The sequence below is a fragment of the Aquirufa antheringensis genome (genome assembly GCF_004307425.1).
Taxonomy (GTDB): Bacteria; Bacteroidota; Bacteroidia; order Cytophagales; family Spirosomataceae; genus Aquirufa; species Aquirufa antheringensis.
Map to the genome: position 1 here is coordinate 555,702 of NZ_SEWZ01000002.1, position 23,408 is coordinate 579,109.

The 23,408-nt window shown below is 32.4% G+C and carries 26 protein-coding genes and 1 pseudogene; 24 read left to right on the forward strand and 3 right to left on the reverse strand.

The annotated features are described in order from the left end of the window. Positions 1-3: 3 nt before the first annotated feature. Both hisIE and EWU21_RS05355 read left to right on the forward strand, forming a co-directional pair. Positions 4-603 carry a bifunctional phosphoribosyl-AMP cyclohydrolase/phosphoribosyl-ATP diphosphatase HisIE gene (gene hisIE / locus EWU21_RS05350; RefSeq protein WP_130895775.1) on the forward strand — a complete coding sequence of 200 codons (600 nt, stop codon included), beginning with the start codon at positions 4-6 and terminating at the stop codon, positions 601-603. A gap of 8 nt (positions 604-611) precedes the next feature. Continuing rightward, entirely contained in the window at positions 612-950 is a 339-nt protein-coding gene (locus EWU21_RS05355) for a phage holin family protein (RefSeq protein WP_236633179.1), read from the forward strand. 70 nt (positions 951-1,020) lie between these two features. On the opposite strand, the gene EWU21_RS05360 is transcribed toward EWU21_RS05355, so the two are convergent. The 3 genes from EWU21_RS05360 to EWU21_RS05370 all read right to left on the reverse strand — a co-directional run bounded on the left by EWU21_RS05360 (position 1,021) and on the right by EWU21_RS05370 (position 2,192). After that, positions 1,021-1,320 (reverse strand): helix-turn-helix domain-containing protein, encoded by a 300-nt coding sequence (locus tag EWU21_RS05360; RefSeq protein WP_130895776.1) that lies wholly within the window; start codon positions 1,318-1,320, stop codon positions 1,021-1,023. Next, positions 1,283-1,495 (reverse strand): type II toxin-antitoxin system RelE/ParE family toxin, encoded by a 213-nt coding sequence (locus tag EWU21_RS05365; RefSeq protein ID WP_201738093.1) that lies wholly within the window; start codon positions 1,493-1,495, stop codon positions 1,283-1,285. The genes EWU21_RS05360 and EWU21_RS05365 overlap by 38 nt, the downstream gene beginning before the upstream one ends. A gap of 277 nt (positions 1,496-1,772) precedes the next feature. Then, the gene (locus EWU21_RS05370; protein ID WP_130895777.1) at positions 1,773-2,192 is read right to left on the reverse strand and encodes a helix-turn-helix domain-containing protein; all 420 of its coding nucleotides are present in this window, start codon (positions 2,190-2,192) and stop codon (positions 1,773-1,775) included. Positions 2,193-2,547: 355 nt separating this feature from the next. Here EWU21_RS05370 and EWU21_RS05375 point away from each other — a divergent pair, with 355 nt between their 5' ends. From EWU21_RS05375 to EWU21_RS05480, 22 genes and pseudogenes are all read left to right on the forward strand, one after another. Continuing rightward, the gene (locus tag EWU21_RS05375; protein WP_130895778.1) at positions 2,548-3,906 is read left to right on the forward strand and encodes an MFS transporter; all 1,359 of its coding nucleotides are present in this window, start codon (positions 2,548-2,550) and stop codon (positions 3,904-3,906) included. Between the two features lie 185 nt (positions 3,907-4,091). Next, on the forward strand, positions 4,092-5,366 hold the full coding sequence (locus EWU21_RS05380) for a nucleotide sugar dehydrogenase (protein ID WP_201738090.1): 1,275 nt from the start codon (positions 4,092-4,094) through the stop codon (positions 5,364-5,366). 3 nt (positions 5,367-5,369) lie between these two features. Continuing rightward, positions 5,370-6,374, forward strand: coding sequence for an SDR family oxidoreductase (locus EWU21_RS05385; RefSeq protein ID WP_130895780.1), 1,005 nt, complete (start codon positions 5,370-5,372; stop codon positions 6,372-6,374). A gap of 1 nt (position 6,375) precedes the next feature. Beyond that, positions 6,376-7,809 (forward strand): lipopolysaccharide biosynthesis protein, encoded by a 1,434-nt coding sequence (locus EWU21_RS05390; protein WP_130895781.1) that lies wholly within the window; start codon positions 6,376-6,378, stop codon positions 7,807-7,809. Positions 7,810-7,845: 36 nt separating this feature from the next. Beyond that, positions 7,846-8,922 carry a DegT/DnrJ/EryC1/StrS family aminotransferase gene (locus EWU21_RS05395; RefSeq protein WP_130895782.1) on the forward strand — a complete coding sequence of 359 codons (1,077 nt, stop codon included), beginning with the start codon at positions 7,846-7,848 and terminating at the stop codon, positions 8,920-8,922. After that, the gene (locus EWU21_RS05400; protein ID WP_130895783.1) at positions 8,916-9,740 is read left to right on the forward strand and encodes a glycosyltransferase family 2 protein; all 825 of its coding nucleotides are present in this window, start codon (positions 8,916-8,918) and stop codon (positions 9,738-9,740) included. The genes EWU21_RS05395 and EWU21_RS05400 overlap by 7 nt, the downstream gene beginning before the upstream one ends. Further along, positions 9,737-10,972 carry a hypothetical protein gene (locus EWU21_RS05405; RefSeq protein ID WP_130895784.1) on the forward strand — a complete coding sequence of 412 codons (1,236 nt, stop codon included), beginning with the start codon at positions 9,737-9,739 and terminating at the stop codon, positions 10,970-10,972. Before EWU21_RS05400 ends, EWU21_RS05405 begins: the two co-directional genes overlap by 4 nt. A 10-nt stretch (positions 10,973-10,982) precedes the next feature. Further along, positions 10,983-11,966, forward strand: coding sequence for an asparagine synthetase B family protein (locus EWU21_RS11395; RefSeq protein ID WP_130895785.1), 984 nt, complete (start codon positions 10,983-10,985; stop codon positions 11,964-11,966). A gap of 14 nt (positions 11,967-11,980) precedes the next feature. Further along, positions 11,981-12,907 (forward strand): annotated as a pseudogene (locus tag EWU21_RS11400) (asparagine synthetase B family protein); the annotation flags it as partial. 21 nt (positions 12,908-12,928) lie between these two features. Then, positions 12,929-14,020 (forward strand): glycosyltransferase family 4 protein, encoded by a 1,092-nt coding sequence (locus tag EWU21_RS05420; RefSeq protein WP_130895787.1) that lies wholly within the window; start codon positions 12,929-12,931, stop codon positions 14,018-14,020. Further along, positions 14,020-14,844 carry a glycosyltransferase family 2 protein gene (locus tag EWU21_RS05425; protein WP_130895788.1) on the forward strand — a complete coding sequence of 275 codons (825 nt, stop codon included), beginning with the start codon at positions 14,020-14,022 and terminating at the stop codon, positions 14,842-14,844. Before EWU21_RS05420 ends, EWU21_RS05425 begins: the two co-directional genes overlap by 1 nt. 4 nt (positions 14,845-14,848) lie before the next feature. Beyond that, positions 14,849-15,778, forward strand: coding sequence for a glycosyltransferase (locus EWU21_RS05430; RefSeq protein WP_130895789.1), 930 nt, complete (start codon positions 14,849-14,851; stop codon positions 15,776-15,778). A gap of 6 nt (positions 15,779-15,784) precedes the next feature. Further along, a complete protein-coding gene (locus EWU21_RS05435) occupies positions 15,785-17,299 on the forward strand; it encodes an amino acid adenylation domain-containing protein (RefSeq protein ID WP_130895790.1) in 1,515 nt (504 codons plus the stop codon). Between the two features lie 3 nt (positions 17,300-17,302). Continuing rightward, positions 17,303-18,154, forward strand: coding sequence for a methionyl-tRNA formyltransferase (locus EWU21_RS05440; RefSeq protein ID WP_130895791.1), 852 nt, complete (start codon positions 17,303-17,305; stop codon positions 18,152-18,154). Further along, positions 18,151-18,384 (forward strand): acyl carrier protein, encoded by a 234-nt coding sequence (locus tag EWU21_RS05445; protein WP_130895792.1) that lies wholly within the window; start codon positions 18,151-18,153, stop codon positions 18,382-18,384. Before EWU21_RS05440 ends, EWU21_RS05445 begins: the two co-directional genes overlap by 4 nt. Continuing rightward, positions 18,374-19,441, forward strand: coding sequence for a 3-oxoacyl-ACP synthase III family protein (locus EWU21_RS05450; RefSeq protein WP_130895793.1), 1,068 nt, complete (start codon positions 18,374-18,376; stop codon positions 19,439-19,441). The genes EWU21_RS05445 and EWU21_RS05450 overlap by 11 nt, the downstream gene beginning before the upstream one ends. A 1-nt stretch (position 19,442) precedes the next feature. Continuing rightward, positions 19,443-19,655, forward strand: a complete 213-nt coding sequence (locus EWU21_RS05455) for a phosphopantetheine-binding protein (RefSeq protein ID WP_201738091.1) — start codon at positions 19,443-19,445, stop codon at positions 19,653-19,655. Positions 19,656-19,665: 10 nt separating this feature from the next. Next, positions 19,666-20,376 carry an SDR family NAD(P)-dependent oxidoreductase gene (locus EWU21_RS05460; protein WP_130895795.1) on the forward strand — a complete coding sequence of 237 codons (711 nt, stop codon included), beginning with the start codon at positions 19,666-19,668 and terminating at the stop codon, positions 20,374-20,376. Beyond that, positions 20,354-20,962, forward strand: a complete 609-nt coding sequence (locus EWU21_RS05465) for an MBL fold metallo-hydrolase (RefSeq protein ID WP_130895796.1) — start codon at positions 20,354-20,356, stop codon at positions 20,960-20,962. The genes EWU21_RS05460 and EWU21_RS05465 overlap by 23 nt, the downstream gene beginning before the upstream one ends. Further along, positions 20,959-21,612: an acetyltransferase gene (locus tag EWU21_RS05470; protein ID WP_161566477.1), complete on the forward strand. Its 654-nt coding sequence runs from the start codon at positions 20,959-20,961 to the stop codon at positions 21,610-21,612. Before EWU21_RS05465 ends, EWU21_RS05470 begins: the two co-directional genes overlap by 4 nt. Continuing rightward, entirely contained in the window at positions 21,602-22,759 is a 1,158-nt protein-coding gene (locus EWU21_RS05475; protein WP_130895798.1) for a DegT/DnrJ/EryC1/StrS family aminotransferase, read from the forward strand. The genes EWU21_RS05470 and EWU21_RS05475 overlap by 11 nt, the downstream gene beginning before the upstream one ends. After that, complete coding sequence (locus tag EWU21_RS05480; RefSeq protein WP_130895799.1) at positions 22,759-23,367, forward strand: sugar transferase; 609 nt, start codon at positions 22,759-22,761, stop codon at positions 23,365-23,367. Before EWU21_RS05475 ends, EWU21_RS05480 begins: the two co-directional genes overlap by 1 nt. Positions 23,368-23,408: the final 41 nt, after the last annotated feature.

Genomic DNA, 23,408 nt, shown 5'->3' on the forward strand with positions numbered 1-23,408 from the left:
AATATGTCCAAGCAACCCGATTTTTCCAAAGGCCTCGTGCCCGCCATCATCCAAGATGCCAGCACTCGTACCGTTTTGATGTTAGGCTACATGAATGAGGAAGCCTATGCAAAGACCGTTGCAGAGTCCCGCGTGACCTTTTTTAGCCGCTCGAAGAACCGTCTTTGGACTAAAGGCGAAGAATCAGGCAACTTCTTAGACGTGGTCAGCCTCTCAATCGATTGCGACGCAGACACCATTTTAATTCAGGCCAAACCTTTTGGACCCACTTGCCACACTGGCGCAGATACCTGTTTCGATGAGTCAAACGCAGACAATGCAGCCTGGTTAGATCAATTAAAACATGTTATCCGTAGCCGCAAAACTGCCCCTGCAGCGTCTTCCTATACCGCTTCTTTATTCCAATTAGGCACCCACAAAGTGGCCCAAAAAGTAGGCGAAGAAGCCGTCGAGCTCGTCATCGAAGCCTTAATGCAAAACGATGACCTCTTTAAAGGCGAAGCGGCGGATCTAATTTTCCACTTATTAGTCTTATTAGAGGATCGCGGAATCGATTTAAGCGAAATCATCGCCGTTCTTCAGTCTCGTCACGCTGCTAAATAATCTTTCTTATGATCGGATTCATCATTCGTTACATCATCATTGCCTGCGTAGTTATGGTCATTCCTCGCTATTTAAAAGGCATTACGGTAGACGGTTTCACGACCGCACTTTTAGTCGCTCTAGCGATGGGCTTTGTGAATTCCTTCGTCAAACCCGTGTTGAAGATCATCAGCTTCCCTATTACGTTTATGACTTTAGGGTTGTTTTCTCTTGTGATCTCGGTAGGTCTGGTCTATCTAGTCGCTGCCTATGTGCCCGGTTTTGCGGTGACAGGGTTTATCGCTCCTTTGATTTTTAGTTTTCTGGTGTCGCTGTCTACTTCATTTGTAGGGCTGTTTACGCGCTAGGGCACTTTTTGCTATTATAAGTCGCGTGGTACGCAGGCGGCTTTTCAGGTATTGACAGATTTTGTCAATACTAAAGTTTGATGGAAACTTCTAATCGACCTCCAAAACCTAATTCAACAATCTTTTGCAGTGTGGAGATTCTAGCCTCTTTGAGGTTATTCTCAATTTTAGAAATATAGGACTTAGTTGTTCCCGCTTTTTCTGCAAGTTCTGCCTGAGTCATGCCTAATTCTAGGCGCTTAACTTGAATCAATACGCCTGCCTTGAAGATTTGATATCCCGCTTCGTATTCATCTCTTTTTTTTGTACCCAATTTGCCGTAGTGTTTGTCTTTATGCTCCGCGAAGGTCGTCAGGTTTTTGTTTTTCATATTCTGATTTTAGTTTTAAAGCTAATCGTATCTCTTTTTTAGGTGTTTTTTGAGTCTTTTTCTGAAATCCATTGATTAGAATAACTAGTTTCCCCGTCTCGAAAAAGCAAAATATTCGAATGATATCGTTCCCTACCTGAATTCTAATTTCATAAAGCCCATCCGTATTAACGATATGCTTTAAATAGGTGTCTGGGACACATCAAAGGTAGTTAAGTTTCACTATAGTGCAACAATTAATCATCTATTCCTCAGCTCAGTCAAGAACTTCTTCGAGTCAAATATCAGCTGAGATCTGGCTGCCGGAGCAACGATGACCGATTCTGTGTAGACTTCTTGGTCTTTTTCGAAGATGGTGACGGTGACTTTTGTGAATTTGTAGGGGCCCATGTGGCCGTTGTAGAAGAGCAGAGGCTCTTTATTGCCAAAGAAATTGAACATGTTTGTAGGGTTTAGTGGTTATTGACGCCGTGGTGGCGGTATTGAAAATAGCGTAGGTTTTTAACCTGCTTGATGTCGTAGGTAATGGCGTTTTTAGGGATGAGCTTGAAGCTGAATTTCCGTTCTAATTTGACTTTGCGGAGCCGGAGGAAGTACTTGACGTCTTTTTCTGCGTGGGGCAAAGCTTCTTCGACTAAATTTTCGTAGCCTACAAAGGATCGTTTGATGCGCTCCCGCATCCAATAGATGCAAAGTTCGCGTGCATTTACCTGGTGGTAATGGGCAAAAATAATGACGAGGTCGAGGTCTGGGATGCGATTGCCGTTTTCGTATTTGCTCAAAAGCCCGGCGTCGATCCCGAGATCCTGCGCCATCACGTGCAGCGGAACGGCACGGATGAGCTTCAGGTATCTAGAGAAGTGGTTAAACATATTGATTAGTGGTTTGGTGTTCCAAATGTATTCCCGCCCATCCTGTCTTCCTAACAGCTTATTGATAATGTGAATTTAGGGGCCTCAAATTTGTCTTTATGTGCCTTGTGTGCGTCTCAGGGGGCTATTGGTAAAATAGGCGCGTGCCACTGAGAGCCGTTTCCAGGTATTGACAGATTGTGTCAAAAGCTGAAAAAGCCGTTTATACAATTGCAAGTTATAATAGCAAAAACCGCCTATAGGCTCTTCAAAGCCTATATTATCAGTTTTAGGTAAGGAATTACAACAATTGTCGCCCCATAAAGATGAGATAGTGATATTTTGTGTATTTTTAGGAAGAAATTGAGAATGTACTATGCAAGAGTTCGATAATAATAAAGTACCCATTAAGAAGTTGTGGCAGGTGATTGTGGCGTCGAGTGTGGGGACGGTGATTGAGTGGTATGACTTCTATATTTTTGGGAGTTTGAGTGCGATTATTTCGTTGAGTTTCTTTCCGAAGGAGGATCCGACGGCGGCGTTTATATCGACGTTGGCGGCTTTTGGGGCAGGGTTTGTGGCGAGGCCTTTTGGTGGGGTGCTTTTTGGGAGGCTGGGGGATTTGATAGGGAGGAAGTATACGTTTTTGTTGACGCTGCTTTTGATGGGTGGGTCGACGTTTGCGATTGCGTTTATACCGAGTTATGAGAAGATTGGGTTAGTGGCTCCGGCTGTGCTTTTGGCATTAAGAATCATCCAAGGATTAGCCTTAGGGGGCGAATATGGGGGCGCCGCGACTTACGTCGCGGAATATGCACCAGACGCCGAACGCGGGAAGTACACGTCCTACATCCAAACGACCGCCACGCTCGGTTTCTTCGTCTCCATCCTGGTCATCTTAGCGACGCAGCAGCTTTTAGGCGATGCGGCCTTTAAGGACTGGGGCTGGCGGGTGCCTTTTGCGCTTTCTGGTATTTTAGTGGTTGTGTCTTATTTCATTAGGCGGAATATGGATGAATCTCCTCTCTTCTCCAAACTCAAGGCGGAAGGCAGACTCTCCGAAAATCCTTTAAAGGAAGCTTTCGCCAGTAAGGCGAATCGCCGCTTAATGTTAATTGCGATGTTTGGGGCGATTGTGGGACAGGGGGTTGTTTGGCATACAGGACAATTTTATGCCCAAATCTTCATCAACAAAATCCTTCAGGTCGATTTCATTACGACGAACCTCATTATCGCTGCTAGTCTGGTAGTGGGCACGCCCCTCTTCGTGTATTTCGGGAGCCTGTCTGATCGGGTGGGTCGCAAGAAAATTATGCTGGGCGGTATGGCCCTCGCTGCGCTCGGGTACTACCCCCTTTTCTCGTGGATGTCCACGATCGTCGCCCAGGAAGGCACGATGGTCAATGGCGCGATCTTCCTGAACTGGACTGGAAAGCTCAAACTGGCTTTTATTTGCAGCTTATTGGTGACTTTCGCGGCGATGGCCTACGGCCCGATCGCCGCGTTCCTCGTCGAACTTTTCCCTACCAAAATCCGCTATACCTCCCTCTCCATCCCTTATCACTTTGCTAATGGGGTGTTCGGCGGATGTGCCCCTTTTGTGGCCACTTGGCTGGGAGCGGTCACTCATTCGAATTTTGCCGGATTGTTCTATCCCATCGCCCTAGCGGCCTTAACGGTCATCGTGGGCGCGATTTATTTACCTGAAACCAAAGGCCGAGCCCTTAGCGACTAAAATAGGACTATTCGAATAATTCGATGGATATAATTTTAAATATTCCCATTAAATAAATTGTCTTTGGCGCTAAACCAAAATGGGGGTATATTTGTTATTAAAACCATTTTCTGAGGCACAATTTTGTGTGACTCAGGATAGCGAAGCCGTGGAGAAAATATCAATTAATTTTTTTAGATATTAAAATGAATATTGAAAATAAACATATTGCAGTTATTGGTCTTGGATATGTAGGACTTCCATTAGCTGTAGAATTTGGTAAAAAGTTTAAGACCATTGGTTTTGATATTAATAGCAACAGAATTAACGAATTAAACAAAGGGATTGATAGTACTCTTGAAGTATCAAATGAGTATTTGAGGGAAACATTAAATAATAATTTATTTTCAGTTACTTCAGATTGTACAAAAATTTCTGATTGTACAGTTTATATCGTAACAGTACCCACTCCTACTGATAAAAATAATAGACCTGTATTGACCCCGCTAATAAAAGCAAGTGAAACTGTAGCCTCCGTTTTAAAAAAAGGAGATATTGTAATTTATGAAAGTACTGTATATCCAGGAGTAACTGAGGAAGAATGTGTTCCAGTCCTAGAAAAAAATAGTGGACTAAAATATAATGTTGATTTTTATGCTGGTTATAGCCCTGAACGAATTAATCCAGGTGATAAAGAGCATACCGTAACTAAAATACTTAAAGTTACATCAGGATCAACACCTGAAATTGCGGAAGTTGTAGACAAGCTATATAGCTCAATCATTGTAGCCGGAACCTATAAAGCTAGCTCTATAAAAGTTGCAGAAGCGGCAAAGGTTATAGAGAATTCACAAAGAGATATCAACATTGCATTTGTTAATGAGCTTTCAAAAATATTTAATTTATTAAATATTGATACTAACGAAGTATTAGAGGCCGCAGCTACTAAATGGAATTTTTTGAAATTCAAACCTGGTTTAGTTGGGGGACATTGTATAGGAGTAGATCCTTATTACTTGGCACAAAAAGCGCAAGAAGTTGGTTACCATCCTGAAATTATTTTAGCTGGGAGAAGATTAAATGATGGCATGGGGAAGCATATTGCTACAGAAACAGTAAAATTGATGATTAAAAAAAGTATTAAAATTATAGATTCTAAAATTTTAATACTTGGTTTTACTTTTAAAGAAAACTGTCCCGATGTAAGAAATACTAGAGTTATTGACATTGTTAATGAATTGAAAACTTATAATACAATTCTGACAATTGTTGATCCATGGGCTAATCCTGATGAAGTAAAAAAAGAATATGACACAGCAACCTTGGTAGAAATACCAAATGACAATTATGATGCAATTATATTGGCTGTTGGACATTTAAATTTCTTGAAAATTAATTTACAAGATTATCAAAATTCTAATTCTGTTGTATTTGATGTAAAAGGAATATTAAGTAAGCACTTAACTGACGGAAGACTATAATTTATGTATAATAACAATTTATATAACACTCCTTATCATACAGAAGATTTATCTAAGTATAAATTTTTGGTAACAGGTGGTGCTGGTTTTATAGGCAGCAATATTGTTGAATATTTATTAAGATATAATGCAGGGCACGTAAGAGTGCTTGATAATTTATCAAATGGATATATTGAAAATATTCAAGATTTTATGGCTCTTCCAAATTTCGAATTTATGGAAGGAGACATTCGTAATGTAGAAACTTGTAAGAAAGCACTTAATGGAATAGATTTTGTAACACACCAGGCAGCATTGGGCTCAGTTCCAAGATCCATAAGTGATCCAATAACATCTAATGAAGTCAATATAGATGGGTTTCTTAACATTTTAAACAGTGTAAAAGAATCAAAAAATATAAAAAGAATGGTTTATGCTGCGTCATCTTCTACATATGGCGATAGTAAGGTATTGCCTAAAGTAGAGGGTAATGAAGGCAAACCTTTGTCTCCATATGCCGTAACTAAGTTGGTTAATGAATTATATGCAGATGTTTTTAGTCAAGTTTATGGCACTCATACAATTGGACTAAGGTATTTTAATATTTTCGGACCAAAACAAAATCCCAATAATCCTTATGCAGCAGTAATTCCTATTTTTTGTGATGCCTTTTTAAAAAACCAACAACCTAATATAAATGGAGATGGTGAAACAAGCAGAGACTTTACATTTGTTGAAAATGCTGTTCAAGCAAATATTAGAGCCCTTTTTTATGATGATTTGCAAAAACACGAGGTAATGAATGTTGCATGTGGAGATCAAGTTACTTTAAATAGTTTAATTAAAATGTTGAATGTAATTTGTGATAAAAATATTACTGCAAATTACTTACCAGAGAGATTGGGTGATGTAAAACATTCGAAAGCGGATATTACAAAAATAAAAAGTTTACTGAAATATGAACCTGAATTTTATTTTCAAAGAGGATTAGAGGAAGTGCTGAACTGGTACTTAAAAGAGAATAGATAATTTGAGTTTAGCAAAACAATCTTTTAAAGGAGTAACATGGACTATGTTAGATATTATATTTAACAAAGCCATTTATTTTATTTCTACACTTATACTTGCTAGGTTATTAGGGCCCTCCGAATTCGGTATATTAGGTATGATAACTATATTCTTTACAATTGGAACTACATTGGTTGACAGTGGTTTATCAATTTCAATTGTAAGAACTCTTAGCCCCAATAAAATAGAATATTCCACAATCTTTTATTTAAATATTGTATTTAGTACCGGGGCTTATTTTCTGATGTTTTTCATCGCTCCTTATGTTGCAGATTTTTATAAACAGGAAATTCTTACAAATTTAATTAGAATCTATTGTATTGGATTTTTAATTAATGCATTAAAAATGGTTCCGCAATCTATTTTGATTAAAGAAATGGATTTTAAAAAAATTGCAATATTCAATATTCCTGGAAATATTATAGGACTTGTTATAGGTGTTTTGATGGCATTAAATGATTATAAGGTTTGGAGTATTGTTGGGTTATTTCTTAGTTCACAATTAATTAGCTCTTTAGTTTATATATTTTTTAGTAAATGGAAGCCGTCATTTTATTTCTCTATTAAATATGTCAAAAGGCATTTGAGCTTTGGATATAAACTTATGCTCTCCGCTCAACTAAATACAATTTTTGAAAATATCTATAATGTATTAATTGGAAAATATTTCACAATTCAGGTTTTAGGTTATTATGATAGAGCATACACCTTAAATAATTACCCAACATCAATATTATCATTAATTGTAAGTAAAGTATCGTTGCCATTATTTTCAAATATCCAGGAGGATTCCTTAAAATTCAAGCAGATATATAGGAAAATTCAATTATTTTCATTTTTCCTCGCTGCTCCAGTAATGTTAGGAGCTTTAGTTTTAGCAAAACCACTAATTTTAGTATTGATGGGAAATGGGTGGATTGAAATTGTTCCGTTTTTTCAGATACTATGTTTGGCTTATGTTTTATTCCCAATTCATACATTAAATATTAATATTCTTAATGCATTTGGTAAGAGCAATACTTTTCTTAAAATTGAAATTTTTAAAAAGATCATTACAGTTTTATTCATAATTATTGGTTTGCAGTTTGGAATTATGGGTTTAGTTTGGAGCAATGTTTTTGGATCAATATTTTCTTTAATTATAAATACTCATTTTTGTGGTAGTCTAATTTCATATAAATCAAAAAATCAAATTTTTGATTTAATTCCAACACTTGGTATTGCTATAATTATGGCAGTAACTGTACATTTAGCCTCTCTTTATTTAATTAAGTTTAGTAGTTTAACACAATTAGTATCATTAACTATTTTGGGAGTTACATCATTTATTGGGTTGTCCTATTTTACCAAAAATGAATCTTTATTTACATTTTTAGATTTTATAAAATCAAATTAAGTTCATATTCTTATATATAATTAATTATTACTACTTGTGACGAACGTAACAAAAACATATTTCCCAGATATAAATGAATATATTATTCAACTTAATCGAATCTGGGCAAACCAATGGCTTACCAATAGGGGAGAACTTGTTTTGGAACTAGAAAATAGGTTAAAATCGTTTTTAAAAACTGACAATATTATTGTAATGAACAATGGTACGATTCCAATCCAAATTGCGCTTAAATTATTAGGAAATAATGGAGAAGTCATCACCACCCCGTTTAGTTATATTGCTACTACATCATCTATAATTTGGGAAAATTGTAAGCCTATCTTTGTTGATATAGATAAAGATCATCTAACTATTGATGAAGATAAGATTGAAGAGGCAATTACAAATAAAACAACTGCAATCTTAGCTACTCACGTATTTGGTAATCCATGTAATGTGGCTGTAATTGAAAGAATTGCACAAAAGTATAGTTTAAAGGTTATTTATGATGCTGCTCATTCTTTCGGAGTTAAGTATTTAGGGGAGTCAATTTTTAATTATGGTGATGTAAGTACTTGTAGTTTTCATGCTACTAAAATTTTTCATACTGGGGAGGGCGGCGCTGTATTTTGTAAAAATGAAGAATTGAGAAATAAATTATATTATAGTCATAATTTTGGCCACAATGGACCGAGTTCTTTTTTTGGGCTGGGAATAAATGCTAAAATTTCGGAGCTTCAAGCGGCTATGGGTATCGTCGTTTTAGACCATATTGATGAAATATTTAATGGAAGAAAAGATATAGTAGCGTTCTATGATGAAAATATAAAGTTTGACAAGTTGAGTAAAATGAAAATCAGAGAGGGTACGGAATGGAATAATAGTTATTATCCAATTATCTTTCAATCTGAAAAAGAATTAAGTAATGTTCAAACTAAATTAAATGAAATTGGAATTTTTCCCCGGAGATATTTTTACCCATCTCTAAATACAATTGAATTTGTAAATGGTAAAAGCATGAAAATTTCAGAAAGTGTGTCCTCCCGGATTTTATGTTTGCCCTTATCCCATCAAATAGAAGATAGTATTTTAGAACTAATTTCTTCAACAATCAATAATTCTATATGGTAGTTGTTTCTGTTGTAATGATCACTTATGGGCACGAAAATTATATATCGGAGGCAATTAATGGTGTATTAAGTCAAGAATGCAATTTTGAGTTTGAATTGATTTTGTCAAATGATGCATCTCCTGATAATTCAGATTTTGTAATAAATAAATGTTTATCTAGTCATCCCAAAGCTCATTTGGTTAAATATTTCAATCATGATACTAATCTTGGTATGATGGGCAATTCACTTTTTGCAATGAATCGAGCTAAAGGCAAGTATATTGCTTTTTGTGAGGGAGATGATTATTGGACAGATAATCGCAAGCTTCAGTTACAAGTAGATTTTATGGAAAGTCATTCTGATTATAGTATGATCTTCCACAAGGTAATAATTTCTCAAATTAATGATGAGGATACCTTTAGCTACCCTATACCTCCTTGTGATACATTATATTTAAGTGATATTATTAGAAGTCATTACATTCCAACTTGTAGTTTACTTTACAGAAGTAGTTATTTCCCAAAAGGATATCCTGAATGGCTAATTAATTCTATTTCTGGCGATATTCCTCTTGAAATTTTATTGTCATCAAGAGGTAAGACAAAATATATAGATATTTCAATGGCGTGTTACAGAAGGAATTTAGGTGGAATTTCGCAGTCTAAGGCTCAAATATCAAAAATGCGTATCGGTTATATTTATATGTATTGGAAAGTACTTCAAGAAATTGGTTTGATTAAAGGGTATTATTTATTATCAAGGCTAGTGAGATTAGTTTTAGGTCTATTTAGAAATAAAGTTTTGTCGTTTCTCAAATCAAAAGGATCTATAATTTGAAAAGTAAGATTTTGAAATTTCTTGTTATTTTTTTCTTGTTATTTGATGTTAATTTCAAGCAATTGCCTGGATTTACCACATCAAGAGTTATCTTTTCGGGGTTGATGTTACACTTTCTATTAAATAAATCAGGGCCGAAGTTTTCTCTTTCTTTGAATAAAAACTTAGTAAGGTTTAGTTTGATTTTGGGAATTATTTTCATAATAGCTATTCTTCAATATGTTTTCTCAAGTGATATAACCCAAATGGGTAGATTAACATACTTTACAATGTATGGCATAATTACGCCTTTCATATTGATTAAATATTTTAAATCTCGGAAGGAATTTGTCTTAATTGTTGGATTTGCGTCATTGACACAGGCTATATTAACATTGTGTTCTTATTTCATACCTATTTTTAAGGATTTTTTTAATGACTTAATTTTATATAATTCTAATTTCGGTGAAGAGAATTTAATGAGGGCTCGAGGTTTTGTTTCTGTTGCTGGAGCAACTTTTTCTGTAATTCAGTTTTGTGGAGTTGCTTCTTTTTTGATTTATCTTCGTTATTATTCAAAATCGAATATTACTACACTATTGATTTGGTGCGCTTTAATTGTTATAATTATTTCAATATTATTTATTGGGAGAACTGGTTTATTTCTATCTTTAGTTGCGTTGTTATTATATATTATCTCAAATAAAATTTCCATAAAGAAGGCAATTATTTGGGCGATAGTTTTTTTTAGTTTTTTTCAGTTAAATTTTTTGACACTTTTAGAAAAATTTACCACAAATATCGATGGATATAACACGGAATTATTTGTTGCGTGGATTGATTCTGGATTTAGGATTAATAATGATTTGGTTGAAGGATTAAGTGAAATGCCTATACCTAAGCTCTCTTATAGTACGATAATAGGAACTGGTTTAGTTAAAGGGCCTAATGGGGAGGGTAATGCCTCAGGTCATGATACTGGGTATATACAATCGTATTATTCAATGGGTTTAATTTTTGCTATTATATTTTACTTATCATATTATTTATTGTTGATTTCATTGGTTAAAAAAAGTAGGGATTTTGTTGGATTTATTTTAGTTCTCGTTCTTGTGTTAATTGAATCTAAGGAATTTTTTATTTTTAGTTATACTTATCCTTTCTTTTTGTTATCCTTTATTTTGATTGGTCAAAATTTTAATAAAATAACTAACATAAATAAATTTAATAATAATTCACCAATCATAAATTAGCTAATATTCCATGTGTGGTATTTTTGGTTTTATAGGAAAAAAGTATGATGATTTTCACTTAGATTTGGAAGCTATGAGAATTAGCTTAAATCATCGTGGACCAGATTCTTATGATTATGATCAATTAATCTTATCAAATTCTAATATACAATTTGCATTTGGTCATGTTAGGTTGTCTATTCTAGATTTGTCAGATGCTGGTAGCCAACCAATGGACAGCCATTCCAATAGGTACAAAATTGTATTTAATGGGGAGATTTATAATTTTCAAGATTTAAAAAAAGAATGCGAGGTTCGTAATCCTTGTATAACCTGGAACGGCTATTCAGATACTGAGATAATATTAGAGGGTTTTGAGTTATTTGGTATTGAAGAATTTACTTCCAAGTTGGAAGGGATGTTTGCTATATCATTGTGGGATTCGCAAACACAAAAATTATACCTTATTAGAGATCGCATTGGCGAAAAGCCTCTTTATTATGGATATCAAAATGGGTATCTAATTTTTGCTTCCGAACTTAAAGCTTTTGAGGTTCATTCTAAATTTGAGAAAAATATTAATTTAGATGCGGCAGTTGGCTTTTTGATTCGAAGTTATGTGCCTAATGATCTCTCTATATATGAAAATATTTATAAAGTAAAACCGGGATGCATTCTTGTTTTTGATTCAAATTCTATAAATAATCTTGAAGTACCTAAAGAAATTATTTATTGGTCTTTATGCCATGAAATAGAGAGTGCAAAGAATAACCCTTTTATAGGAACTTATGAAGAGGCAAAATATGAGTTTGAAAAGTTATTGATTGATTCTATCCAAAGACAATCCATTTCTGATGTTCCAATTGGGGCATTTTTATCCGGAGGAATAGACTCATCCCTTGTGTGTGCGATCATGAAACAGCATGTCAAGTCTGATCTAATGACATTTACAATAGGTAGCCAAAGCCTGGTGTTAATGAAGCTTTTCATGCAGAAAATGTTGCAGATTTTCTAAATACAAAGCACAATACCAAGTATTTAAACACAAATGAAATTTTAAGTAAGATAGAGGAAATATTTTCTTATTGGGATGAGCCATTTGCCGATAGTTCTCAAATACCTACATTTTTCGTTTCGGAATATGCTCGAGAATTTGTAACAGTAATATTAAGTGGTGATGGAGCAGATGAATTTTTATATGGTTATCCAGATCATAGAATATTTTTAAAGTATAAAAAATTTGTTTTTTTGTCTAAATTAGGAATTGATAAGGCTTTATTAATGATAATGAGAGTTTTTGGTTGGACTCAAAATAAGTTTTACAGAAAAATTAAAAGTTTGGAATTTTTACTTAGGTTGTTGCTAAATCATGATAATGTCGGTGAAGTACAATCTAAATGGCATAATAAATTTTGGGATCTACCATTGCCTCTAGCTGATTCTATAGCGGAGAAGAAAAATATATTTCTAGGCGGATTAAATTTTAGATTTAATAATGTAGGCCATTATGATGCATTAACTTATTTGCCAAATGATATTCTAGTTAAAGTTGATAGAGCAGCGATGGCCGTAAGTTTAGAATCTCGTGCCCCCTTTTTAAGTCATCACTTAATTAAATTCTTAATTAGTCTTCCAGATAGTTATTTATTTAATAATGATACTTCCAAAAGAATTGCGAAAGATGTATTATATAAATATGTTCCACAGGATATTGTTAATAGACCTAAACAAGGGTTTTCTATACCTGTATCTTATTGGTTAAGAAACGATTTGAAAATATGGGCACAAGGAATTATTGATGCGATCCCATCTGATTCTGATTTTTGGGATAAGAAACTTGTATCAAACATCTGGGAAGCGCACCAAGATGGAAATATTGATCATCCCGAAAAAATTTGGAATATTCTTGCCCTTGAATTGTTCTTTAAAAGAAAAAAATTGCTTCATTATCAATAAATATTATTCTGTAGTTAAAATATGAAAATACTTTTACTTGTAAATAATGTATTCTATGAAAAAAAGGGTTCTTTATTCACATTTAGAGCGATTGGGGACTTTGGAACACAATTGATTAATCTAGGTAATGAGGTAGAAATGCTCCAAACTAAATTAAAAAAGGATGAAGAGTTCCATGATTTTGATTTGAATAATTCCAAAATTAAGACTACCGCATTGAATAGATATAAAAGTAAAATATTTACTTATTTGTTGGTCTATTTAGTTGGATTTTGGAAAGTATATAAAAGTGACTTTGTATATATATACTATCCGACTAACTATCATTTTTTTGCCTTCTTTTCTTTGTTACTTGGAAAAAAATATGGTTTAAATGTTAGAGGGCAACAAGGTGTTGACAGTAAACTATCAAAGTTTTTATATAAATATGCAGAGGTTGTTTTTACAGTTTCTCCTAATTTTACAGAATTAGTGAATTCGTGTGGAGGCAATGGAATTACACAGCGTCCAGGAATTTCGTTCAATTACACTGATATTGTTGAAGTAAGAAAATTAAAGAAAAAATCAATCTATAATATTTTATATCTAGGAAGGTTGGATGTAGAGAAAGGATTAATTGAACTTCTAGATGCTGTTGAATTAGTAAAGAAAAAACAAGTATATAATTTTAAACTTACAGTAGTTGGAGATGGATATAATGAAGATTATATCAAGTGTTATTCTAATAAATTAAATCTAGGTGATACGATATATTTTTATGGTCCTGAAACAGATTTATCCAACATAAAAGATTTATATATGGAGTCTGATTTATTCATACTACCAACTCATCACGAGGGTTTTCCGAGGACATTATATGAGGCCATGATTTTTGGGGTACCTATAATCACAACATTTGTTGGCGGAATTCCTAGTAGAATGATTGATAATTATAATTGTTTAAGAATAATGCCTTTTTCGGTTGATAGCATTGTAGAAAAACTGGAATATGCTTTTAATAATTATATTAATCTAAATCCCTTGATTAAAAATGCGCAATTTACAATTCGTGAGATTTTGGATCCTAAGAAATTGAGTCATGCGGAGGAATTAAATAGAGTGATATATTTGTAATGTCTAGCAATCCTAAATTTACTGTTTTAATTCCCTATTATAATTCAATTTTAACTATTGAAGAGACTTTATTGTCAGTTTTTAATCAAACATATATTGACTATGAAGTAGTTTTGGTTAACGACTTTAGCAATGATTATCCTGCAGAATTAATAAAGGCATTCAAAGAAAAATTTAGACAGCTTGGTATAGCTTTTGAATATTATGAAATGCCTGTAAATTCTGGCCCATCATTTACAAGGAATTTTGGTTGGGACTTAGCCAAGGGTGAATATATATGCTTTTTAGATTCTGATGATTTATGGCATCCTGAGAAATTAAATGTTTGTAGTGGATTTATTGATGAATATGCTCCAGCTTTATTATTTCATAATTCTGATGTATCAAAAACTGGAAAATTAATTGAGATTTTAGATTATAATTACTCTCAAAATAGGTTTGAAGCTCAAAGAATAAATCCTGTAAATTGGCTAATTAAAAATTTATCTGTAACCCCAGCGGTTGTAGTTAGAAAAGATATTTCATTAAGGTTTAATGAGGAAATGAAATACTGCGAAGATTATGATTTATGGCTAAGGATTGCATTTAAATATAACGATATATTACGGATCAATGGTTCTCCTCTAACTTTTTTAGGTAAGCCATTCATGGGTGGTAATGGGCTTAGCAGCAATATTTTTAAAATGCGGATAGGTGAAATAAGGTTGTATACGACCTTTTGTTTTACTAATTACTTGTATTTGCCTCTTTTCCCTTTACTTATTACAAGTTCATTAATTAAACATATCCGTTTAATAATATTTGTTTTTTTAATTAAAAAATAAATTCGTGGCTAACAACAAAGTTTTGGTCTTATTATGCTCTTATAATGGGGGTCAATTTATTTACGATCAAATAAAATCGATCCTATTACAAAAAAAAGTAATGATTGAAATTTATGTTTTTGACGATGGTAGTACAGATAATACCCTTGACGTAATAAATGGGTTTGATGATTCTAGAATAAAGTTGTTCAAAAATAAATCTAACTCGGGTTCAGCAGCTTTAAATTTTATTAATGCTATTTGTTCAATACCTTTTGAAGTTTATAATAAATTTGATTGTGTCGCACTCTCAGATCAAGATGATATTTGGTTGGATTTTAAAATTTATTGTGCTGTAAATAAAATTGAAGAGAGTCATGTTGATTTATATTGTTCAAATTTGACAATTTGGGATACTAATTCTAACACAAAAACTTTATTGAAAAAAAATTACAAGCAAGTTAAATTTGATTATTTGTTTGAGGGAGGTAGTGCAGGTTGTACTTATGTTATGCCATCCAATTTGGTACATGAAATGTCTAATTATTTTAAAAAATTGAACTTTACAAACTGGAAATTTATATCACATGATTGGTTAATTTATTTTTATTGTAGAATCAATAAAAAAGATGTTTTTATTGATACCAATAGCTACATTTTGTATAGAATTCATTCAAGTAACGTTCATGGTTCTATGAATATACTTTCTATTAATTCTTTTTTTAAAAGGGCTCAGCTATTCTTTTCTGGTTGGTATGCTTATCAATCAACCAATTTTAAAGAGAACTTTCTTGATCCACATCAAGATGAGTATGAAATATATTACCTTTATAATTTAAATTGGTTCACTCGAATTTTTGTTATTTTAAAATATAATACACAACTTTTTAGAGATAGAAGAAAGTTTATTGTCTTTTTATTTTTTAATATTTTTAATTTTATTAATCATAAATAAGTTTTCATGAAATGTAACTTGATAGAGTATTTTAATGACACCGTCACTAAATTTTCTGATAAAGTTTCTTTAGATGACAATCAAAATCAACTTACTTTTGCAGAGTTGGATCGATATTCTAATTGCTTAGCTACAGCTATTTTGAACGTTAGTAGTAGTTTTAGATTGCCAATTTGTGTGTATTTGCCTAAGAATCTATGGAATATTGTGTCATTTATTGGAATTATGAAATCAGGCAATTTTTATGTTCCTCTAGATGTAAAAACTCCTTTTGATAGGACATCAAAAATATTGGACAAGTTAAATTCTAGTATTATTGTTAGTAATTCTGAGTTTAGGAATAAATTAGTTCAATGTGGTTTTTCAGGTCATATCATTTGTATTGAAGACGAATTAGAATCCAATCTTACAGTAGATTCACTTAGTAAATTAGAATCAATTAAAAATAGTGTAATTGATTTAGATCCGATATATTCAATTTTTACTTCTGGTTCTACTGGCACACCTAAAGGAGTTTTAATTTCTCAACGTGGAGTAATTGATTATATTGAGTGGGCTAGAGAAGTTTATTCGGTTACTGAGAATGATATAATTGGTAACCAGGCGCCATTCTATTTTGATAACTCTACTCTTGACATATATTTAATGATTGTAACTGGCGCTAAATTAAATATTATTCCTGAAGATAGATTTACTTTTCCTATTAAATTAATTGAATATATTAATGAAAAACACATAAATTTTGTTTTTTGGGTTCCATCTGTTTTGAATAGCATTTCAAATTTTGATGCATTTTCCTCTGTTTTGCCGACGTCTTTAAATAAGATATTATTTGCAGGGGAGGCAATGCCAAATAAGCACTTGAACTATTGGAGGTCTAAATATCCTAATGCTTTATATTCTAACTTGTATGGACCTACAGAGATCACAGTTGATTGTACCTATTATATTGTTGATAGGAGTTTCAATGATGACGATCCTTTGCCAATAGGGAAAGCTTGTAAAAATACCCAAGTACTGATTTTTTCAGATTCTGGCAATATCGTTGAAGTTGGAGAAATTGGTGAGCTATGCGTAAGAGGTACTTCTTTGGCTTTTGGCTATTATAACGATTTTGAAAAATCGGAGTCGGTATTTGTGCAAAACCCTTTACATAATTTTTACAGTGATAAAATATATAAAACGGGAGATTTGGTATACGAGAATAATTTAGGAGAATTAATTTTTGTTGGCAGAAAAGATTCTCAAATTAAGCACATGGGATATAGAATTGAGTTAGGTGAGATTGAAACAGCTATTCATGGAATTGATGGTATAAAAAATGTTTGTGTTTTATATGATAACAAGCAGTCTCAAATCGTATGTTTCTACATTGGCGATATTTCATTCGCAGATGTCAGAAAATATTTATTGGATATTTTGCCTAAATATATGATTCCAACTAAATGGATTTTAGAAAAAGAATTTCCATTTAATGCAAATGGAAAGATTGATCGATTGAATTTATTTTCAAAAATTTAATATATGAATATAATTTTTTTAGGAGAAGATTCATTTAGTTCCGTTGTATTAAATGCTCTTATTTCAAGTGGAAATAATATTTTGGCTGTTTATTGCCCTTATTATGAGAATAAAATCTTCGTAAGGCTTAAAATGCTTTGCGAAAAAAATAGCATTAAATTTAATAGAATAAAGGATATTAATTCTGACTTTATTGTTAATGAAATAGCATTATTGCATCCGGATTTAATTGTAGTTGCTCATTTTGAGAGGATATTAAAATATAATATTATACAAATCCCTAGGTATGGTTGTATAAATTTGCATCCATCAATCTTACCTAATTATAGAGGGTTATCACCACAACATTGGCCTATTATTAATGGTGATAGCTATACAGGAATTACTGTTCATTTTATCAATGAAGGAATTGATACAGGAGATATAATTCGACAAAGAGTAATTGATATTGAACCTTGTGATTATGTTTCTGATTTGCAGTTAAAAATGAAAAATAATTATGGCCCTATTATTATTGATGCTATTTCTGATATAAGGGCAAACAAAATTAGACCAATAGTTCAAAGTAATAAAGCTGGGTCTTATTATGGTAAACTTAAAGATTTGGATTGTCAAATTGATGTTAACGGAAAAGCATTGGCAGCGTTAAATTTAGTTCGTGGAGTTTCGTTCCCTTATCAAGGAGCTGAATATAATGGTTATAAAATATGGAAGGCAACATTAGCCTCAAACGAGTTTGTAAATAATTGGGGAAAAATATACACAGAAAATGGTATATATTTTGTTACAGGTTTAGGAGATTTTATAAAATTTAAAGATGGTATTTTAATAGTAGAAAAATATAATAAATTATGAAAGATTTAGTGTTAAATATTTTAAGGGATACAAGGCCTGAATTTGAGTTTAATTCAGAGGTAAATTTTATAGATGAGGGCTATCTAGATTCATTTGATTTGATAACGATAGTTTCAGACTTAGAGTCTACATTTGATATTAAAATTAATGGTTCATTAATTGTGCCCGAAAGTTTTAGTAGTTTAGATTCAATTGTAAAATTAGTCCAAAGTTCAAAAAATGCATCTTAAGTTCAAAAACAAGAGAATATCCGGTATTTTGTCGATATTGCCTACAAATGAAGTTAATTTTATCGATGAAATATCAAACTATAATTTTTCTGATAAGCAAAGTATCAAATTAGGAAAGATTATGGGTTATGGTACCAGAAGAATTGTTGATAACGGTACTACCGTTTCTGATTTGTGTACTTTTGGTTTGAATTACCTTTTTGACAAAAAATTATTAAACAAAGATTCATTTCAAGCTTTAATATTGTGTACACAATCTCCTGATCAATTTATTCCAGCTACTTCTAATATAATTGCTGGGAATTTATTATTGAATGAAGATGTTATATGTTTAGATATTAATCAAGGGTGTGCTGGGTTTGAAGTTGGTTTGATGCAAGCCTTTATGATGTTGGATACCGGTGTAATTAATAAGGTTGTATTATTGAATGCGGATATTCTAAGTACTAAAGTTTCAGTTAAGGACCGTAATAGTCGCCCATTGATTGGGGATGGAGCATCTATCACTATTATTGAACATACTTTGGAAGACGAATCTATTGATGTGTTTATTAAAATGGACGGATCTGGTGCATTAAGTTTACAGATTCCCGCCGGGGGATTTAAAATGCCATCCTCCGTTGAAACAGCAATTTTGAAAGAAGATGTCGCAGGCAACTTAAGATCGCTAGATGACTTAGTCATGAAAGGTGATCAAGTTTTTAATTTTGTTCAGACAAAAGTGCCTGAATTATTCAATGAGATGCTTGTTAAATTAAATGTAAATAAAAGTTTCTTTGATTATTTCTTTTTTCATCAACCTAATAAGTTTATGTTGGAGAAACTAGCTGATAAGTTAGAAATAGGTTATGAAAAAATGCCTAATAATATTTGTGAAAAATATGGCAATGGTAGCAATAACACAGTACCCCTCACAATATGTGATAACTTAGGAGGAAAAGTTAAAAGTGAAAGCTTTGAAGTGTGTTTGGGAGGATTTGGTGTGGGGTTAACTTGGAGCCTGATAAAATGTAAATTAGGAAACTTAGATTTTTGTGAGATTATAAATTATAAATAATATGAAAGAGGAATTATTAATCAAAATAGCTGAAATTCTTGATGTAGATCACGTCAATATGAAAGATAATCTAAAAGATTTTGAAGAATGGGATTCATTAACTGGTTTGTCTATCATTGCAATGTCTCATACCGATTACAATAAGAAAATAACTAATGAAATTTTAAATAATCTTCAAACTGTAGAAGATTTAGCTAATTTTATATTAGCCTAATATTTATTTTATGGATACTGTTCTAATTACGGGGAGTACATCATCAATAGGAGAAGAAATAGCTATTTTTTTATCAAAAAAATATCGAATCATTTTAGCAGGAAGAGATTCTTTCAAACTTCATAATTTATTAGATAGGCTACATGGAGACACTCATTTGATATGGGTGTGTAATTTTGAAACTGATAATGTTGTTGATTCATTATTAAAATTTCTTTCCGAAAGTCCCTTTAAACCAAACCATTTTTTACATCTTGGAGGCGACTTTAATGTATCTCCTATTCGTTTACAAAAAACCGAGAAAATAGTTCGATCATTTAAAATTAATGTCATTTCTGCAATTGAAATGCTAAGTATTTTATGTCGAAAAGAATATAAACAACACATTAAGAATATATTATTTTTTTCAAGCATATCTGCTATTAGGGGGAAAGCAGGGTTTTCAGTTTATTCAGCGGCTAAAAGCTCTTTAATTGGTTTGACAAAATCTCTTTCGATTGAATTAAATCCAATAAAAGTTAATTGTTTAGTTTTAGGGCCAATTATGACTAGTGCAACGAATGAGATATTGAATGTTAATTTTGATGATTTAAACTCGCATATCCCTCTTGGAATAGCTACTCCGAGTGTTTTAAATGATTGGTTAGAATTTTTAATAGAAAAAAATAACTGGATGACTGGTCAGGAATTAATTATAGATGGTGGAGCAACTATTTTGTAATATCAATAATAAATCATCTGTATATAGATATAAATCTGAACTTTTCGGCGCTTGCACCTATTTCATTCTAGAAAAAGAAATACTTTATATTGTAGATCCTGGATACTTTAATAATCATGTTTTTGATTGGGTTTATAAACATAATAATCGTAAAATCATTGTATTTATAACACATGAGCATTTTGATCATCATTTTCATGCTAATGAAATTTTGTTAATGGATAATGCAATTTCATATTCACCATCGAAGGAATTTCAAACAGCAGTTAAAGATTTGAGAATTAACTTATCATATTATTACGGATATAATGTGGAAACTATTCTTAAAGATGGAATTGAAAGCTTTAAATTCCATGTTATAAAAACCCCTGGACATTCTAAGGAGTCTTATTGTTATTGGTATGACGGAATTTTATTTGGTGGGGATACTGTAATTGAAAAAAAGAATTTAGTTTTAAAATTACCAGGAAGTAATAAGATAGAATTTATGAATTCTTATAACTTACTAAATTCAACAATAGATAATAATACAATAGTATTGCCCGGACACGGGGATCTTTTTTATTTTAATGAATGGGAGTTATGAAAAAAGTAATTATTATGGGCTCAGGAGCTCATGCTGCTGAAATTGAGCAATATATAATTGAAAATAATAGTTTTTTAAATGAATTCGAATTATTGGGTTTTATCTCCGACTCTGAAGAATTATACAATAAATATAAATTAAGAGCTCCATATTTAGGGGATACGCTCAATGAAAAATATATCAATGAAAATGTTGAGATTATTTTGGGATTTAGTAATGTTAAAGGTCGATTCAAATTAATTAATCAATTAACTAAAAGAGGTTTCAAATTTGCAAAATTTGTTCACCATACCTCATCGATTTTCCCTACGGCAACTATTGATGAGGGATGCATAATTTGTCCTTATTGCCAAATTGGCCCAAATGTTGTTATTCATAAATTTAATACTTTAAATAATAAAGTGAATATAGGTCATGATACTACAATAGGAACAAATAACATTTTTTGTCCTAATGTTGGGCTATCTGGTAATACTAAAATTGGAGATAATAATTTTTTTAGTATTAACTCTGCTACGATTCCGAATATTCAAGTTGGAAATTCTAATATAATTGCACCTAATATGGTTATTGAGAAAAATTTAAAGTCTGATACCACTTTTTTTCATAGGTTTAAAGAAACTGTACTATTTACTACTAATGAAATCTAAAATTTGGCTTTCTTCTCCTCATATAGGATCAAACGAGCTTCTATATGTAAATGAAGCATTTGCTACTAATTGGATTGCCCCTCTTGGTCCACATGTGAACACCTTTGAACAAGGTCTTCAACTTCAAACAAATACAAGCCATGCTGCCGCTTTATCATCAGGCACATCTGCTATTCATTTAGCATTAATTTTGTTAGGCGTAAAAGCTGGGGATATTGTATTTTGTCAATCAATGACATTTTCTGCCTCAGCTAATCCAATAGCATACCAAGGAGCTATACCGGTTTTTATTGATTCGGAAAGAGATACCTGGAATATGGATCCTGCTTTATTGAAGATTTCACTTGAAGAAGCAAAACAGAATGAGAAATTACCAAAGGCTATCGTTCCTGTTCATTTATATGGTATGCCTGCGAAAATGAAAGAAATACTTTCAATTGCAAATGAGTATGGGGTTCCTGTAATTGAAGATGCTGCTGAGGCATTAGGCTCAAATATAGATAATAAGCCTTGTGGTAGCTTTGGAGAGTTTGGTGTGTTGAGTTTCAACGGGAATAAAATTATTACAACATCAGGCGGGGGAGCATTATTGTCTAAAAATGCAGAAATGATTGAAAAAGCCCGTTTCCTTGCTACTCAAGCAAGAGATTCAGCTCCACATTACCAGCATTCACATATTGGTTATAATTATAGAATGTCGAATGTCTTAGCTGGAATTGGAAGAGGACAATTAGAAGTATTAAGTGATCGAGTTAAAGCAAGGCGAAACAATTTTGAGAGATATAAAAAGTATTTTTCAAAGCATAATTACGCAGGATTTACAATCAAATTTCAAGAAGCTCCCTCAGGATATTACTCTAATCGTTGGTTAACTTGTATTTTAGTTGATCCTGCATTTAATAATGGATTAACACGTGAAGTAATAAGACTGTCATTAGAAGAAGAAAATATTGAATCACGACCACTATGGAAACCGATGCATCAACAACCAATCTTTGCAAATTCTAAGGCTTACCTTAATGGAGTTTCAGATAGATTATTTGAAGATGGCCTATGCTTACCAAGTGGCTCAAATTTGACTGATGAAGAGTTTGATAGAATCTTTGAAAGTTTAGATAATCTTTTTGCTAAATATCAAAATAGTTAATGTACAAGAGTTATTTTAAAAGGATATTAGATTTTATAGCAGCATTGGTTTTGTTGTTAATATTTTCTCCTATAATTATAATATGTTTCATCTTACTTCTAGTTGTCAATAAAGGAGAAGCTTTGTTTTTTCAAGTTAGACCAGGATATCAAAGTGCACCATTTACGATTTTAAAGTTTAAGACGATGCATGATGGGAAAGATGTTAACGGGAATCTACTGCCAGATGAAGTTAGACTCACACAGATAGGTAAAGTAGTAAGAGCGCTATCGATTGATGAATTACTTCAATTGATAAATGTATTAAAAGGCGATATGAGTTTAGTCGGACCGAGGCCGCTATTAACTCAATACTTAACTCGTTACACACCAGAACAAACTCGTAGACACAATGTGAGGCCAGGTATTACTGGATGGGCTCAAGTTAACGGTCGTAATGCTCTAAGTTGGGAGGAGAAATTTAAGCTAGATGTAGAATATGTCGAAAAGGTTTCATTCTCATTAGATTTAAAAATATTATGGATGACGATTTTGAATGTTGTTCAGCGGAAAGGAATTAGTGCTGATGGACATGCGACCATGGAAGAGTTTAGGGGGAGTGAGGGGTGAAATTTTTATTTTGATAATTTTGAAAAGGGAGCACAATGAGC

Excerpts from the sequence above, each read along its gene's own strand:
- hisIE (WP_130895775.1), top strand. The coding sequence starts at position 4 with ATGTCCAAGCAACCCGATTTTTCCAAAGGCCTCGTGCCCGCCATCATC.
- EWU21_RS05355 (WP_236633179.1), top strand. The coding sequence starts at position 612 with ATGATCGGATTCATCATTCGTTACATCATCATTGCCTGCGTAGTTATG.
- EWU21_RS05360 (WP_130895776.1), bottom strand. The coding sequence starts at position 1,320 with ATGAAAAACAAAAACCTGACGACCTTCGCGGAGCATAAAGACAAACAC.
- EWU21_RS05370 (WP_130895777.1), bottom strand. The coding sequence starts at position 2,192 with ATGTTTAACCACTTCTCTAGATACCTGAAGCTCATCCGTGCCGTTCCG.
- EWU21_RS05375 (WP_130895778.1), top strand. The coding sequence starts at position 2,548 with ATGCAAGAGTTCGATAATAATAAAGTACCCATTAAGAAGTTGTGGCAG.
- EWU21_RS05380 (WP_201738090.1), top strand. The coding sequence starts at position 4,092 with ATGAATATTGAAAATAAACATATTGCAGTTATTGGTCTTGGATATGTA.
- EWU21_RS05385 (WP_130895780.1), top strand. The coding sequence starts at position 5,370 with ATGTATAATAACAATTTATATAACACTCCTTATCATACAGAAGATTTA.
- EWU21_RS05400 (WP_130895783.1), top strand. The coding sequence starts at position 8,916 with ATGGTAGTTGTTTCTGTTGTAATGATCACTTATGGGCACGAAAATTAT.
- EWU21_RS11395 (WP_130895785.1), top strand. The coding sequence starts at position 10,983 with ATGTGTGGTATTTTTGGTTTTATAGGAAAAAAGTATGATGATTTTCAC.
- EWU21_RS05420 (WP_130895787.1), top strand. The coding sequence starts at position 12,929 with ATGAAAATACTTTTACTTGTAAATAATGTATTCTATGAAAAAAAGGGT.
- EWU21_RS05425 (WP_130895788.1), top strand. The coding sequence starts at position 14,020 with ATGTCTAGCAATCCTAAATTTACTGTTTTAATTCCCTATTATAATTCA.
- EWU21_RS05435 (WP_130895790.1), top strand. The coding sequence starts at position 15,785 with ATGAAATGTAACTTGATAGAGTATTTTAATGACACCGTCACTAAATTT.
- EWU21_RS05440 (WP_130895791.1), top strand. The coding sequence starts at position 17,303 with ATGAATATAATTTTTTTAGGAGAAGATTCATTTAGTTCCGTTGTATTA.
- EWU21_RS05445 (WP_130895792.1), top strand. The coding sequence starts at position 18,151 with ATGAAAGATTTAGTGTTAAATATTTTAAGGGATACAAGGCCTGAATTT.
- EWU21_RS05450 (WP_130895793.1), top strand. The coding sequence starts at position 18,374 with ATGCATCTTAAGTTCAAAAACAAGAGAATATCCGGTATTTTGTCGATA.
- EWU21_RS05455 (WP_201738091.1), top strand. The coding sequence starts at position 19,443 with ATGAAAGAGGAATTATTAATCAAAATAGCTGAAATTCTTGATGTAGAT.
- EWU21_RS05460 (WP_130895795.1), top strand. The coding sequence starts at position 19,666 with ATGGATACTGTTCTAATTACGGGGAGTACATCATCAATAGGAGAAGAA.
- EWU21_RS05465 (WP_130895796.1), top strand. The coding sequence starts at position 20,354 with ATGGTGGAGCAACTATTTTGTAATATCAATAATAAATCATCTGTATAT.
- EWU21_RS05470 (WP_161566477.1), top strand. The coding sequence starts at position 20,959 with ATGAAAAAAGTAATTATTATGGGCTCAGGAGCTCATGCTGCTGAAATT.
- EWU21_RS05475 (WP_130895798.1), top strand. The coding sequence starts at position 21,602 with ATGAAATCTAAAATTTGGCTTTCTTCTCCTCATATAGGATCAAACGAG.
- EWU21_RS05480 (WP_130895799.1), top strand. The coding sequence starts at position 22,759 with ATGTACAAGAGTTATTTTAAAAGGATATTAGATTTTATAGCAGCATTG.